Origin of the sequence: Massilia sp. WG5, from assembly GCF_001412595.2 — a bacterium.
Taxonomy (GTDB): Bacteria; Pseudomonadota; Gammaproteobacteria; order Burkholderiales; family Burkholderiaceae_D; genus Telluria.
Window position 1 is genome coordinate 2,801,909 of the sequence record NZ_CP012640.2, and the last position, 15,201, is coordinate 2,817,109.

The 15,201-nt window shown below is 66.9% G+C and carries 11 protein-coding genes; 3 read left to right on the forward strand and 8 right to left on the reverse strand.

All coding sequences use genetic code 11. The features are described from left to right. Positions 1–11 precede the first annotated feature (11 nt). The 3 genes from AM586_RS12460 to AM586_RS12470 form a co-directional block, all read right to left on the reverse strand. On the reverse strand, positions 12–386 hold the full coding sequence (locus tag AM586_RS12460; RefSeq protein WP_047821438.1) for a VOC family protein: 375 nt from the start codon (positions 384–386) through the stop codon (positions 12–14). A 79-nt stretch (positions 387–465) separates the two neighbouring features. Then, the gene (locus AM586_RS12465) at positions 466–1,596 is read right to left on the reverse strand and encodes a sensor histidine kinase KdpD (RefSeq protein ID WP_052233194.1); all 1,131 of its coding nucleotides are present in this window, start codon (positions 1,594–1,596) and stop codon (positions 466–468) included. A gap of 108 nt (positions 1,597–1,704) precedes the next feature. Beyond that, complete coding sequence (locus AM586_RS12470; RefSeq protein WP_047821437.1) at positions 1,705–2,454, reverse strand: ABC transporter substrate-binding protein; 750 nt, start codon at positions 2,452–2,454, stop codon at positions 1,705–1,707. A gap of 245 nt (positions 2,455–2,699) precedes the next feature. Here AM586_RS12470 and AM586_RS12475 point away from each other — a divergent pair, with 245 nt between their 5' ends. Both AM586_RS12475 and AM586_RS12480 read left to right on the forward strand, forming a co-directional pair. Beyond that, entirely contained in the window at positions 2,700–6,059 is a 3,360-nt protein-coding gene (locus AM586_RS12475; RefSeq protein WP_307162453.1) for an MHYT domain-containing protein, read from the forward strand. Beyond that, on the forward strand, positions 6,056–7,066 hold the full coding sequence (locus tag AM586_RS12480; RefSeq protein WP_047821433.1) for a two-component system response regulator: 1,011 nt from the start codon (positions 6,056–6,058) through the stop codon (positions 7,064–7,066). The genes AM586_RS12475 and AM586_RS12480 overlap by 4 nt, the downstream gene beginning before the upstream one ends. A gap of 42 nt (positions 7,067–7,108) precedes the next feature. Here the strand turns inward: AM586_RS12480 and AM586_RS12485 are convergent, their stop codons facing one another. From AM586_RS12485 to AM586_RS12505, 5 genes are all read right to left on the reverse strand, one after another. Beyond that, positions 7,109–8,260: a glycosyltransferase family 4 protein gene (locus AM586_RS12485; protein WP_047821430.1), complete on the reverse strand. Its 1,152-nt coding sequence runs from the start codon at positions 8,258–8,260 to the stop codon at positions 7,109–7,111. 18 nt (positions 8,261–8,278) lie between these two features. Next, positions 8,279–9,397, reverse strand: a complete 1,119-nt coding sequence (locus AM586_RS12490) for a glycosyltransferase family 1 protein (protein ID WP_307162451.1) — start codon at positions 9,395–9,397, stop codon at positions 8,279–8,281. Next, positions 9,394–10,335 carry a GDP-mannose 4,6-dehydratase gene (locus AM586_RS12495; protein WP_082439782.1) on the reverse strand — a complete coding sequence of 314 codons (942 nt, stop codon included), beginning with the start codon at positions 10,333–10,335 and terminating at the stop codon, positions 9,394–9,396. Before AM586_RS12495 ends, AM586_RS12490 begins: the two co-directional genes overlap by 4 nt. Before the next feature lies 1 nt (position 10,336). After that, complete coding sequence (gene gmd, locus AM586_RS12500; protein ID WP_047821425.1) at positions 10,337–11,380, reverse strand: GDP-mannose 4,6-dehydratase; 1,044 nt, start codon at positions 11,378–11,380, stop codon at positions 10,337–10,339. A 342-nt stretch (positions 11,381–11,722) separates the two neighbouring features. Then, on the reverse strand, positions 11,723–14,035 hold the full coding sequence (locus AM586_RS12505) for an NADP-dependent malic enzyme (RefSeq protein WP_047821423.1): 2,313 nt from the start codon (positions 14,033–14,035) through the stop codon (positions 11,723–11,725). Positions 14,036–14,210: 175 nt separating this feature from the next. Between AM586_RS12505 and thiL the strand changes: the two genes are divergently transcribed. Next, complete coding sequence (gene thiL, locus AM586_RS12510; protein WP_047821421.1) at positions 14,211–15,185, forward strand: thiamine-phosphate kinase; 975 nt, start codon at positions 14,211–14,213, stop codon at positions 15,183–15,185. The last annotated feature ends 16 nt before the right edge of the window (positions 15,186–15,201 follow it).

Here is a 15,201-nt window from a genome sequence, read left to right on the forward strand (position 1 = left end):
CGGCCCCCTACCTAGCCCTTCTGCTCCCCCTGCTCCACCAACGCAAGACACACCCCGCTCGGATCGATGATCGAGAACTCGCGCGTGCCCCATGGCTTGACGCCGAGGGGGCCGTTCGGATGCGTGCAGCCGGCCGCCTGGCAGCGCTCGTACAGTTCGTCGATACCGTCGACGACGATGCGCAGGCTGGTCTGGTCGGCCAGGTACTTGTCTTCATTGAAAAAGATGTTCAGCCAGGCCGAATCACGGCCGACGATCGCGAACTTGGCCGGTTCGGCGTCGCGGTAGTCCAGCTCGAAGCCGAGCGCGTCGCGGTAGAAGCGGATCGCTTCCTCGACGTCGCGGGCGGGGATCAGGGGAGAGACACGCAAGAAACGGGTGGGCATCGGATCCTCATGAGAAAACGCCGAACGGGATGCCGGCGGATTCCCCACGATACCTCTGAGTTATCGGATCGTCAACAAATCAGATCCCTTCCTGGTAGGGCCGCGCATCCACCGGCACGTCGATCACGAACACCGTTCCCCTGTCCGCATCGCTGAACACCAGCGCGCTGCCGCCATGGCCCTGCGCCACCGTGCGCACATAGGGCAGGCCGAGGCCCCAACTGCCGGTCGTCGATTCGGCGGCGTCCTTCTTCGAGCGCACGAACTGCTGGAAGATGGCCTCGAACTCGCCCGGCGGGATCGGCTCGCCATGGTTGCGCACCGAGATCACGGCGCGCTCGTTGTCGACCCGCAGGTGGACGTCGATCGGCGCGCCGGTGTCGCCGTACTTCTGGGCGTTGTTGAGGAGATTCTCCAGCGCCCGCTCGAGCGCGGCGTGGCTCCACCAGCCGTTCACGGCGACGCCGTCCACGCGCACGTCGGCGCCCTGGTAGTCGCGGGCGCGCTGGGCGACCGATTCGACCAGGGCCAGCATGTCGAACTGGCTGAGGGCCAGCGGGAGGCGGTCGCCGGACTGGATCGCCAGCGCGTCCAGCAGCTCCTTCAGCATCTCCGCCATGCGCTGGCCGTTCTTGACGATGCGGCCGGCCCATTCGGCGATCGCGGGCGGCGGGTTCTGGCGCAGGATCAGCTGCGCGCCCATGGCGATGTTCGACACCGGCTGGCGCAGGTCGTGCGCGAGCGCGCCGGCGAAGCGTTCGCGCATCGAGTCGGCGGCGACGATGAAGGCGCGCACGCTCTCGCGCACCGCCATGTCGATGCTCAGGTGCAGAGCGCGCCGCTCGGGGCCGGTCAGGGCGACCTCGTGCGCATCGAGGGTGTCGAACAGTACGCTGCGGAAGACCTGGAACTCGGCCAGGATGGTTTCGGCGTCGTAGTCGGTCAGGCTGGCCCGCTCGACGCCGTGCTCGGCGCCGACGCTCGCGACGTCGATGCCGTCGCGTGCAAAATAAGCCGGCGTCAGGATCACGCACATGCGTTCGTACAGCACCGGCATGGTGTCGATCAGGACCGGATGGCTCAGCTTGCACGCGCGCGGCAGGCTCTCGCGCAACTGCTCTTCCCAGACGCGCAAGACGAGGTCGCGCAGCGACAGCATGCGCAGGGAGGGGATCGATAAACGGTCGGTCGGGATGAGGGAAGCGGTCACACTTGCACCTTGGAAGCCGGATTGCTGACCGTTCATGATACCCAAACGATCCGCGCCGGGTCGCACGCACATGCTCGCAGGAAGCGGGCAAAAAAAGGGGCAATGCGCTCAGCGCGGCTGCGGCAGCCCGCGATCGTCGTAGCGGCGCAGGATGCCTTGCAGGGTGCCGTCGTGCTCCATGCTCTCGAGGGCAGTCTTCATGCGTGCCGTCAGTGCATCCGGTACCGCGCGGTTGCAGGCGAGGTAGACGCGAACGTTGTTGAAGACCAGGATCGGCACGATCTTGCCGGCATAGCCCATGCGGGCCACGGTGTCGCTGCCGCGGCGGATGCTGGCGGCCCAGAGGTCGATGCGATCGGCCATCAGCTTGCGCGGATTGATCAGGTCGTTCGGCGCGGGATCGACCTCGAAGCCGCGCGACCGCAGGTACTGGTCGCGCGCATCGCCGTTGTAGGTGCCGATGCGGTAGCGACGCGCATCCTCCAGGCTGTCCAGGTGCAGGTGGCGGTCGGCGCGCGCCATCAGGACCCAGTCGGCCTCGCCGATCGGTCCGATCCACTTGAACAGGGCTTCGCGCTCGGGCGTGCGGGTGGTCGAGAACACGCAGGTGTCATGGCGCTCGAGCGCCGCGGTGTAGGCGCGCTTCCAGGGCAGCAGCTCGATCGTGTGGGTGATGTGGGCCCGCATCATGATCTCGCGTACGGTGTCGGCGCCGATACCGACCACGCGCTTTCCCTCCAGCATGCTGTGCGGCGGCGCGGCCTCGGTGGTGAGGTACAAGCGCGGTTCCGGCTGTGCCTGCGATGCGGCGCAGCCGAGGGCGAGCATCGCGGCAAACATCACTGTTTTGATTCGCATCGCACTTCCATTGCCAACGCTGCCAGGCGGCAGCGACCTATGTCCCTAGCATACCAGCAACATCAAACGCGCCGCAATCCATGACAACTCGACAATTTTCGTCAAATTGGTGGCGCTCACGCTACACGAATTGGCGCCGCTCAAACACTATCTGCTTGCACGACAACATTTTCCTGCAAGAAAGTGCCATACTTGCGTGCCCCGCAGAAATTATCGTCATTTTCCTCATTTTTATGTTGTTCTCATTGTTCAATGTCCCAGACGATCCGTCCCTGCTGAGCTACGGGATGTACACGCCCGGACTGGTCATCCTGTCGGTGCTGGTGGCGATCTTCGCCTCCTGGATGGCGCTGCTGATCGCCGGCCAGGCCGCCGTCAACCGCAGCCAGCGCTGGATCGTGCTCGGCAGCGGCAGCCTGGCGCTGGGTACCGGCGTGTGGGCAATGCACTTCATCGGCATGCTGGCCTTCGACCTGTGCACCGACGTCGACTACGACCCGGTCGCCACCCTGATCTCGGGCGTGCCGAGCATCGCCGCCTCCTTCGTCGCGCTGTGGCTGATCGCGCGCGAGCGCCTGGGCGGCTGGAACCTGCTGGTGGGCGGCGTGGTGGTCGGCGCCGGCATCGGCGTGATGCACTACGCCGGCATGGCCGGCATGCGCATGGGCCTCGAACTGCACTACGACCTGCCGACCTTCCTGCTGTCGATCGTGGTCGCGGTGGTGCTGGCGACGCTTGCGCTGTGGGTGCGCTTCGGCCTGTCGAGCCTGTCGCACCGCCTGAGCGAAGGGCGCCGCATCTTCCTGTCGGCCATCGTGATGGGCTGCGCCATCGCCGGCATGCACTACACCGGCATGGAAGCCGCGCGCTTCGTCGGCCGCGCCGCACAGACCGCGCACAAGGCCCAGGCCGACACCTTCCTGGCGCTGGCGATCAGCCTGATCACGGCCGCCTTTGCCGTCTTCGTGCTGGGCGCGAACGGCCTGCTGCGCTACCGCCAGCTGTTCCGCGAGCTGTCGCGCAGCGAAGCCTGGATGCGCGCCCTGCTGACCACCACGGTGGACGGCGTGGTCACCGTCGAGCGCGACGGCACCATCCTCGAATTCAATGCCTCGGCCGAGCGCATCTACGGCTGGAAGCGCGACGAGATCGTCGGCCAGAATATCCGCCTCCTGATCGACAACGAAGAAGCGTCGGCCAAGGCCGGCCTGCTGCGCGCGCTCGATAGCGGCACGATCACGCCGGGCGCCCAGAGCGCCGACGTCAGCGGCCGCCGCAAGGACGGCAGCACCGTGCCGATCCGCCGCGCGGTCGGCCATGCGCGCCTGGACGACAAGGACCTGTTCGTCTGCTTCATCACCGACATCTCCGAGCGCCGCACGATGGAACAGGCGCTGCGCGCCAGCGAGCAGCAGTTCCGCTCCCTGATCGGCAACATCCCCGGGATTTCCTACCGCAGCATGCTGCAGGGCGAGCGCCCGCTGGTCTTCATCAGCGACGCCGTCGAACGCATCACCGGCTATCCCGGCAGCGATTTCGTCACCGCGCAGGCCGGCGTGCCGGCGCGCCGCAGCTTCGACGCCCTGATCCACGCCGCCGACCGCGTGCGCGTGCTGGACGCGATCTCCGACGCGCTGCGCGAAGACCGCCCCTACCTGGTCGAGTACCGCCTGCTGCACGCCGACGGCAGCGTCCACTGGCTGTGGGAAAACGGCACCGGCGTGCGCAACGATGCCGGCGAGCTGACCTGGCTGGACGGCGTGATCCTCGACATCACCGAACGCCGCCAGATGGAAGACGCGCTGCGCGAAGCGAAGGAAAACGCCGAGCAGGCCGCCGCCGCGCGCGCCAGCTTCGTGGCGAACATGAGCCACGAGATCCGCACCCCGATGAATTCGATCCTCGGCTTCACCGACGTGCTGCTCGACGGCGAACTGGCCGCCGAACAGCGCCGCCACCTGGATACGATCCGCAGCGCCGGCCGCGCGCTGCTGCGCCTGCTGAACGAGATCCTCGACACCGCCAAGCTGGAAAAGGGCGCCGTCGAACTCGAGCAGAACGACTACAACCTGCTGTCCCTGATCGACGAACTGTCCTCGACCCTGGCGGCGAACGCGCGCGCCAAGGGCCTGCACGTCGACGTGCACTACGACCCGGCCCTGCCGACCTGCCTGCGCGGCGACGAACTGCGGGTGCGCCAGGTCCTCACCAACCTGCTCGACAACGCGATCAAGTTCACCGGAAAAGGCAGCGTCACCCTGCGCGCCGAGCTGCAGGGCGAACAGCTGCACTTCGAGGTACGCGACACCGGCATCGGCATCGCGCCGGAGCGCCTGCAGGCGATCTTCGATCCATTCACCCAGGCCGACGCCTCGATGACGCGCCGCTTCGGCGGCACCGGCCTGGGCACCACGATCAGCAAGCAGCTGGTCGAGCTCATGGGCGGCAAGATCTGGGCCGAGAGCGAGCCGGGCAAGGGCACCGTGTTCCACGTACTGCTGCCGCTGGTGCTGGCGCGCTTCGCGCCGCAGCAGCCGCGCGTGCGCACCCCCGCCGCCCTGCCCCCGCTGCGCGTGCTGGTGGCCGACGACGTCCCGCAGAACCAGGAGCTGCTGCAGCTGCTGCTGGCGCGCCGTGGCCACACCATGACCGCCGCCAGCGACGGCGCCCAGGTCGTCGAGCTGGCCGCGCGCGAAGCGTTCGACGTGATCCTGATGGACTTCCAGATGCCGATCATCGATGGCCTGACCGCGACCCGCCTGATCCGCCAGCAGGCGGAAGCCGCCGGCCGCGCGCGGGTGCCGGTCATCGCGATGACGGCCAGCGTGCTGGCCGAGCACCGCCGCGCCAGCGCCGAGGCCGGCATGGACGGTTTCGCGTCGAAGCCGGTCGACTGGTTCTCGCTGTCGCACGAGATCGCGCGCGTGCTGGGCCTGGGCAGCGCCCAGCCGGATCCGGAACTGCCGGCCCAGGAGCGCATGCTGCTGAACCGCCCGGCCGGCCTGCGCCGCTGGAGCGACAAGGAAGACGCCTATCTGGAAGCACTGGCCCATTTCGAGACCCAGCACGCCGGCGTGGCGCAGGCGCTGGCCGCCCAGGCGGCGCAGGCCGACTACCGCGCCCTGCGCATGCTGTCGCACAGGGTGCGCGGGGTCGCCGCCAACCTCGGCCTCGAACTGCTGGCCGACGCCCTCGGCAAACTCGAAGGCCTGGTCGACGGCGACAGCGGCAAGCTCTACCCCGGAACCGAAGAAACCCTGCAGGATTTGCTGGCCCACCTGTGCACGCTGCTCGACGGCGCACTGGCGGCGATCCGTGCGGCCCAGCCGGCGCCTTCCGCCAAGCCGGCCCAGGCCGCCCGTCCGGGCGTCGACCTGGAACGCGCCAAGCGTGCCGGCGGGGTGCTGCGCGAGGCCCTGCGGCGCGGCGGGCTGGACGATGCCGCCTCGGCCGGCCTGGCGGCCGCACTGACCGGCCACCCGCTGGCATCGCGCGCGGCCCAGGTGCACGCGGCGATCGCCGATTTTGATTTTGACCTTGCCCTGCAACAGCTGGACGCCGTGCTGGGCGCAATCGACGACATGGCACAGGAGATCACTGAATGAGTACCGTCAACCTTCCGCTGATCCTTGCGGTCGACGACGAAGCAAGCAACCTGCAACTGCTGCGCCAGATCCTGCAGGACCACTACCGCCTGCGTTTTGCCAAGGACGGTCCGCGCGCCCTCGAACTGGTGCGCGAAGAAGCCCCGGACCTGATCCTGCTGGACGTGATGATGCCGGGCATGAGCGGCTACGAAGTCTGCGCCGCCCTGAAGGCCGATCCGCGCACGGCCTCGATCCCGGTCATCTTCGTGACCGCGCTGACCGACACCGACGACGAGCTGGAAGGCTTCGAGGCCGGCGCGGTCGACTACATCACCAAGCCGGTCAGCCCGCCGATCGTGCGCGCCCGCGTACGCACCCACCTGTCGCTGGTGCGCATGGAGGAGCTGCGCGCGACGCGCCTGGAGATCGTCCAGCGCCTCGGCCTGGCCGCCGAGTACAAGGACAACGAGACCGGCCTGCACGTGATCCGCATGAGCCACTTCGCGCGCGTCCTCGGCCTGGCGGCCGGCATGGGCGAGGCGGAAGCCGACGACCTGCTGCACGCGGCGCCGATGCACGACGTCGGCAAGATCGGCATTCCCGACCGCATCCTGCAGAAACCGGGCCCGCTCGACCCGGACGAATGGAAGATCATGCAGAGCCACGCCGCCATCGGCGCCGAGATCATCGGCGAGCACCCGGGCGGCATGCTGGCGCTGGCGCGCAATATCGCCCTCACCCACCATGAGAAATGGGACGGCAGCGGCTATCCGAAGGGCCTGGCCGGCGAGGACATCCCGCTGGAAGGCAGGATCACCGCGATCGCCGACGTGTTCGACGCCCTGACCTCGGTGCGGCCGTACAAGAAGGCCTGGAGCGAAGAGGAAGCGCTGGACTTCCTGGTCGCGCAGAAGGGCAAGCATTTCGACCCGAAGCTGGTCGACCTGTTCATCGCGCAGATGCCGGCGATCCGGGCGATCCGGCAGCGCTGGACGGAGGATACGCAGGAATTGAAAGCGGCGTAATGCCGGCGATGGTGGGCTCGGGGAGCCCACCACAGCGACGTCTTATCCCAGCCGCGTCGCCGGCGTCAAGCCCACCTGCTCCCGCCGCGCCACCAGTTCCTGGTACAGGCCGGCATAGCTGTCGGCCATCTGCTCGGCGGTGAACAGCTGCCAGTAGCGGGCCTCGGCGCGGCGGCCCATCTCCTGGGCCAGCTGCGGATCGTCCCACAGCGTGCGCATCGCGGCGCGCAGGGCTTCGTGGTCGGACGGCGGCACCACCAGGCCGGTCTGCTGGTGGATGTTGATATAAGTGGTGCCGGTGCCGATCTCGCTCGAGATCATCGGCTTGCCGAACATCGCGCCTTCCAGCAGCGAGATGCCGAAGGCTTCCGAGCGAAGGTGCGAAGGGAAAGCCACCGCATAGCAGAGCTTGAGCAGCGCGACCTTGTCCAGATCATCCACCTTCCCGACGAACATCACGTTCTTCAGGCCCAGGCGCTCGGCGTGGGCCTTCAGCTCCGTCTCGATCGGACCGGCGCCCACGATCACCACCGGATAATTCGTGCCCGCCACCGCGTCGAGCAGGATGTGCAGCCCCTTGTAGTAGCGCAGCACGCCGACGAACAGGAAGAATTTCGGTCCAACCTTTTCGCGCCAGTGGTCCAGGCGCGCCTGGTCCGGCTCCGGATAGCTGGATTTGTCCAGGCCGAAGGTGATCACGCGGGTCTTGTCGCGGTAGCGATCCAGCACCGTGGACGAGCCCAGGTAGTTCGGCGAGGTCGCGACGATCGCGTCGACGCTCTGCAGGAAGCGGTGCTGCAGCGGCTGGTACAGGCGCAGCAGGGCCTTCTGGCGCACGATGTCGGAGTGATAGGTGACCACGCTGGGCTTGTTCACGCGCGCCAGGAAGTGGGCCAGGTCCATGAAGGGCCACGGGAAGTGGTAGTGCACGACGTCGGCCTCGAGCGCCATGCGCGCCAGTTCCGGGATGGCCTGCACCGATACGGCGTTCGACGCCAGCTCGAAGTTCTGCGGCACCCGGTGCACCATATGCCCTTCGAATTCGAAAGGTTGCAGGTCGGTCTTGCGCGACAGCGACAGCACCTGGTTGCGCACCCCAAGCCGCCCGGTCCCGACGCACATCTGGCGGATGACCTGCTCGACTCCGCCCACCGAATCGGGATAGTAGGTCTTGTAGAAGTGAAGGATACGCATGACTAAGTTGCCAAATCTTCAGATGAGTGAGCGGTAGACGGCAGCGGTCTGGCGTGCCGTCGCGTTCCAGGTCAGCTGGGCCGCGCGTGCGCGCCCGGCGGTAATGCATTGGGCCCGCAGCGCCGGTTCGCGCACCAGGGCCAGCATGGCGTCGCCGAGCGCGCCGACGTCGAGCGGATCGACTTCCAAGGCCGCGCCGCCCGATACCTCGGGCAGCGAAGTCAGGTTCGACGACACCACCGGCACCCCGGACGCAAAGGCCTCGACCACGGGAATGCCGAAGCCTTCGTACAGCGAAGGAAACACGAACACGCCGGCGCCGGCGTACACGTGGCGCAGCTGCTCGCTGTCGGTCAGGCGGTTCAGCCAGAGCACGCCGGCGCCCTCCGCCACTTCCGCGGCGATGCGGCGCAGCAGCGCTTCCGAGCGCGCACCGGCATTGCCGACGATGACCAGCTGGCGTTCGTCACGCACCGACTGCGGCAGCGCCAGCCAGGCGTCCAGCAGTCGCTCGACGTTCTTGCGCGGCTGCAGCGTGCCGACGAACAGAAAATAACCGGGCCGCAAACCATGGGCTTCCAGCGTGGCCGTGACTTCGCCCGGCGCGGGCGGCGCCAGCCATTCCTCGTCGACGCCGTTCGGCACCACCGAGATGCGGCGCTCGTCGACGCCGAAGCAGTCGACCAGTTCTTCGATCGCATAGTGCGACACGGCGATCACGTGGTCGGCCTTCTGCGCCGCCTTGCGCTGCAGCCAGTTCTTCACCGTCCGCAGGCGCGGGTTGCACCATTCCGGGTGCTTGATCGGCAGCGCATCGTGCAGGGTCGCCACCACCGGGCAATCCATCCGCACCACGCGGTAGTCGGTGGCATGGAAGACGTCGAGCGGCATGTGCATCCGGTGTGCATTCGGCGTCAGCAGGTCGACCACGGTGGCGCGCCCGAAGGATTGCGGCAGCGCCTGGCCCTCGCTGGGCGGCGTCGTGCCGGTCGGCCAGGAGAAGGGGCTTACCTCGCACCCGACGCCCGGCAGGTGGCGCAGCAGGGCGCGGGTGTAGACCCCGATGCCGTCCAGCCGTCCGCCAGTAAAACCCGGTTCGATCATGGTCGTTCCCAGGCCGACTCGTACTCCACTCACGCCGTGTACATCCAGCGCAGCGTGTCGGGCAGCGGGGTCGGCTCGATCCTGCCGATGACCCCGGCCAGCTTGGCGTTGCTGCCGGTCAGCGTGAGCACTTCGTTGGCGCGCACGAAGGCCGGATTGACGTGCACTTCGATGCGGTAGCCGGCGATCTCGCTCATCATGTCGATCAGGCTTTCCAGCGAATGCGGCTGGCCCGAGCAGACGTTGAAGGCTTCGCCGGCGGGCGCTGCCGCCAGCAGCCGGCGGTAGCTCTTCGCCACCATGCGCACGTCGGAAAAGTCGCGCGCGATCGCCAGGTTGCCCAGCTCGATGCGGCGCGCCTCCTTGCGGAAGTGCGACACGATCTTCGGCAGCAGGAAGTTCTCGGCCTGGCCCACGCCGGTGTAGTTGAACGGACGCGCGATCGTGATCGGCAGCTTGTCCATCCACAGGCGCGCCATGTATTCCATCGCCAGCTTGCTGACGGCGTAATCGTTGGCCGGGCTCGGGGCCACGCTTTCGTCGATGACGGCAACGTCGGCGTTGCCGTAGATGTTGGCGGAAGAAGCCAGCAGCACGCTGGACGGCTTGTGCGAGCCGGCCGCCAGCGCTTCCAGCAGGTTGCGGGTGCCGACCACGTTGACGCGGTACATCTGGTCGGCGTCGTTATGGGCCACGAAGGCGATCGCGGCCAGGTGCACGACCACGTCCGGCCGCACCTGTTCGACGGCCGCGGCGACCGAGGCACGGTCGAGCAGGTCGACGGCGAAGATGTCCGGGCCGGTCGGCTCACCCGGCAGCACGGTGCCGTGCACATGGTAGCCGGCGGCGCTCAGTTCGCGCGCCATGTAGTAACCGGTAAAACCGCGCAGTCCGGTGATCAGGGCGCGCTTGCCCTCGCCTTCGCGCGGTTCGACCCGACCGATGATCTCTTCCGTGACCATACGGTTCATGTCAGAAGGAGAAACCCAGTTCGTTGCGGCGCAGGTCGGCGTCGACCATCATCTGGCACAGCTGCTCGAGGGTGGTGGTGGCCTTCCAGCCGAGCTCGCGCAAGGCCTTGCTCGAATCGCCGATCAGCAGGTCGACCTCGGCCGGACGGTAGAACTTCGGCGAAATGCGCACCAGCAGCTTGCCGGTACGGCCGCAGTGGCCGGTCTCTTCCTCGCCCTGGCCCTTCCATTCGATGTCGATGCCGGCGCCGCGGAAGGCCATGGTCACGAAGTCGCGCACGGTCTCGGTACGGTTGGTGGCCAGCACGAAGGTGTCCGGCTGGTCGGCCTGCAGCATGCGCCACATGCCTTCCACGTATTCGCGCGCATAGCCCCAGTCGCGCTTGGCGTCCAGGTTGCCCAGCTCGAGCACGTCGAGCTTGTTGAGCACGATCTTGGCCACCGAATCGGTGATCTTGCGGGTCACGAACTCACGGCCGCGCAGCGGCGACTCGTGGTTGAACAGGATGCCGGAGCTGCCGAAGATGCCATAGGACTCGCGGTAATTGACCGTCATCCAGTGCGCGTACAGCTTGGCGACGCCATAAGGGCTGCGCGGATAGAACGGGGTGCTTTCGATCTGCGGCACGGCCTGGACCTTGCCGAACATCTCGGAAGTCGAGGCCTGGTAGAAGCGCGCCTTCGGATGGACGATGCGGATCGCCTCGAGCAGGTTGACCGCGCCCAGGCCGGTGATCGACGCCGTCGTGACCGGCTGTTCGAAGGACACGCCGACGAAGCTCTGCGCCGCCAGGTTGTAGACTTCGTCCGGACGGGAGGATTCGATCAGGCGGATGCTGGACGACAGGTCGGTCAGGTCGTACTCGACCAGCGACAGATTCGGGTGGTTCTCGATGCCCAGTTCCGCGATGCGCCAGAAGTTGACCGAGCTGGAACGGCGGAAGGTACCGGTGACGTGGTACCCTTTTTCCAGGAGCAGTTGCGCAAGATATGCGCCGTCCTGGCCCGTAATCCCGGTAATCAGGGCTCTTTTCGTTGTATGCATGTTCTAGGTATTCCAGGTGCTGGTCGAGGATGCCGCCGCGGCAGGCGGCCGGCGCTTGGGAGAGTCCGGACCAGATGATTCCGACAAACCCCGCATTGTAACAGAGCCAATGCTTGAAGCCTTGCACGGGAGAAAGCGTGCAAAATATACAATATATGCTTGACTATTATCACCCGAAAGCGCTGAAGAGCGGCGCGTGATTACGCATTGTTACGTCTAACTCAAAAATTATTACAAGTTCTTCAAATGTAGGGAACTTCTACATTTTTACGACAAGCATCGGGAATCCCCATGAAAAAGAGGCCGCAAGCGGCCTCTTTTTTATCGCTGAATTGTTAAGTTTCAGCGTGCCGACACGGCGTCCACCACGCACAGCGCGGTCATGTTGACGATCCGGCGAACGGTCGCCGACGGGGTCAGGATGTGCACCGGACGCGCGCAGCCCAGCAGGATCGGGCCGACTGCGATGCCGTTGCCGGCCGCGGTCTTGACGACGTTGTAGGCGATGTTGGCGGCGTCGATGTTCGGCATCACCAGCAGGTTGGCGTCGCCCTTCAGCGTCGACTGCGGCATGATCTTGGCGCGCAGCTTCGAATCCAGGGCGGCGTCGCCGTGCATTTCGCCGTCGACTTCCAGGTTGGGGGCCTTCTGCTGCACCAGCGCCAGCGCGGCGCGCATCTTCTGCGCCGACTCGCTGTTCGAGGTGCCGAAGTTCGAGTGCGACAGCAGGGCCGCGCGCGGGGTGATGCCGAAACGCTCCAGTTCCTCGGCCGCCATGATCGTGATCTCGGCCAGCTCTTCGGCGGTCGGGTTCTCGTTGACGTGGGTGTCGACCATCGCCAGCTGGCGCTCGTCGGTGATGACGAAGTTCATCGCCGCATACACATTGCTGCCGGCGCGCTTGCCCAGCACCTTGTCGATGAACTCGAGGTGGGTCTGGGTGGTGCCGTAGGTGCCGCAGATCATGCCGTCGGCGTCGCCCTTGTGGACCATCATCGCGCCGATCAGGGTGTGGCGGCGGCGCATCGCCAGCTTGGCCATGTCCTGGGTCACGCCCTTGCGCATCACCATCTGGTGGTAGGTCTGCCAGTAGTCGCGGTAGCGCTCGTCGAAGTCCGGGTTGATGACGTCGAAGTGCAGGCCGGGCTTCAGGCGCAGGCCGAACTTCTCGATGCGCTGTTCCAGCACCGCCGGGCGGCCGACCAGGATCGGGCGCGCCAGCTTCTCGTCGACCACCACCTGCACCGCGCGCAGCACGCGCTCGTCCTCGCCCTCGGCGTAGACGATGCGCTTGAGCTCGGGCGGGGTGCTCTTGGCGACCTGGAACAGCGGCTTCATGAAGGAGCCGCTGCGGTACACGAACTGCTGCAGGCTCTCGGTGTAGGCGGCCAGGTCCTTGATCGGACGGGTGGCGACGCCGCCGTCCATCGCGGCCTTCGCCACCGCCGGCGCGATGTGCGTCAGCAGGCGCGGATCGAAGGGCATCGGGATCAGGTATTCCGGACCGAAGGACAGGTTCGAGATGCCGTAGGTCGTGGCCACCACGTCCGATTGCTCGGCGTGGGCCAGCTCGGCGATCGCATGCACCACCGCGATTTCCATCTCACGGGTGATGGTGGTCGCGCCGCAGTCCAGCGCGCCGCGGAAGATGTAGGGGAAGCACAGGACGTTGTTGACCTGGTTCGGGTAGTCCGAACGGCCGGTCGCGATGATCACGTCGCTGCGCACGGCCTTCGCGTCTTCCGGCAGGATTTCCGGGTTCGGGTTGGCCAGCGCCAGGATCAGCGGGTTCGGCGCCATCGACGCCACCATCTCCGGCTTGAGCACGCCGCCGGCGGACAGGCCCAGGAAGATGTCGGCGCCGGGGACGACCTCGGCCAGCGAACGGTGCGGGGTGTCCTGGGCGAAGCGTTCCTTGTCCGGGTCCATCAGCTCGGTGCGGCCCTTGTAGACCACGCCAGCCAGGTCGGTGACGTAGATGTTCTCGACCGGGAAGCCGAGGTCGACGATCAGGTCGAGGCAGGCCAGCGCCGCCGCGCCCGCGCCCGAGACCACCAGCTTGCAGGTCTTGATATCCTTGTTGACGACCTTCAGGCCGTTCAGGATGGCGGCGCCGACGATGATCGCGGTGCCGTGCTGGTCGTCGTGGAAGACCGGGATCTTCATCCGCTCGCGCAGCTTGCGCTCGATGTAGAAGCACTCCGGCGCCTTGATGTCTTCCAGGTTCACGCCGCCGAAGGTGGGCTCGAGCGCGGCGATCACGTCGATCAGCTTGTCCGGGTCGTTCTCGGCGATCTCGATGTCGAACACGTCGATGCCGGCGAACTTCTTGAACAGCACGCCCTTGCCTTCCATGACCGGCTTCGACGCCAGCGGGCCGATATTGCCCAGGCCGAGGACCGCGGTGCCGTTCGAGATGACGGCGACCAGGTTGCCGCGCGACGTGTATTGATACGCGGTGGCGGGATCCTTGACGATCTCTTCGCAGGGAGCGGCGACGCCCGGGGAATACGCCAGCGCCAGGTCGCGCTGGTTCAGCACCGACTTGGTCGGCACGACGGCGATTTTGCCCGGGCGGGGAATCTGGTGGTATTCGAGCGCCGCAGCACGCAGTTGTTGGCGTAATTCTTCTTTTTTATCGATTGACGAATCCATGCTTTGGCGGCCTTCCTGTGCTGACTGACTGGGGGTCTATGATTTTATCAGAGTGAATCCTCTAATCGTGTAGGTATTTTTACCAACAGCCTTGCTAAAAAGTTGTACATACACACTTTCCCTTTCATGCTAGGCAAATGTCTCCCGGGCTGCCGGGCCGGATTACAATCCGCGCATGCTCTCCGAATTCGACCTCATCAAGCAGTATTTCACCCGCCAGGGACGCCGTGACGCCTCCGGCCGCACGGTGCTCGGCGTCGGCGACGACTGCGCCCTGCTGGCCCCCACGCCCGGCATGCAGCTGGCGGTCTCGTCCGACATGCTGGTCGAGGGCCGCCACTTCCTGGCCGGCGCCGACCCCTTCGACCTCGGCCACAAGTCGCTGGCCGTGAACCTGTCCGACCTTGCGGCGATGGGCGCGGCGCCGCTCGGCTTCACGCTGGCGCTGGCGCTGCCCGGCGCCGATCAGGTCTGGCTGGACGGCTTTTCGCGCGGCCTGTTCGCGCTGGCCGACGCGCACGGCTGCGAACTGGTGGGCGGCGACACCACCAAGGGGCCGCTGAACATCTGCATCACCATCTTCGGCGAACTCGCGCCCGGCACGGCGCTGCGGCGCGACGCCGCCCGCGCGGGCGACGACATCTGGATTTCCGGCACCCTCGGCGACGCCCGCCTGGCGCTGGCCGGCTGCCTTGGCGAACGGCCGCTCCACCCCGCCATCGAAGCGCTGGCCGCGCCGCGCCTGCATGCGCCGACGCCGCGCGTGGCCCTGGGCCGGCTGCTGGCCGAAGAAAGGCTGGCGCACGCGGCGCTGGACATCTCCGACGGCCTGGTCGGCGACCTGGGCCACATCCTGGCGGCCTCGAAGGTGGGCGCCGTGCTGGACGTCGACGCGCTGCCGGCCGGGCCGGCCCTGGCGCGCCAGGAGCGCGAACTGCGCCGGCGCTTCACGGCGGCCGGCGGCGACGACTATGAGCTGTGCTTCACCGCGCCGGCGGCCCGGCGCGAGGCGATCCTGGCGGCCGGCGCGCGCGCCGGGACCGCGGTGACGCGCGTGGGGCGGATCGAGGCCGGGCCGGGATTGCGGCTGGTCGATGGCGACGGCGCGGCGCTGTATTTACAGCTGCACGGCTGGGATCATTTCGCCTAAGTGCAACCCTCACGCG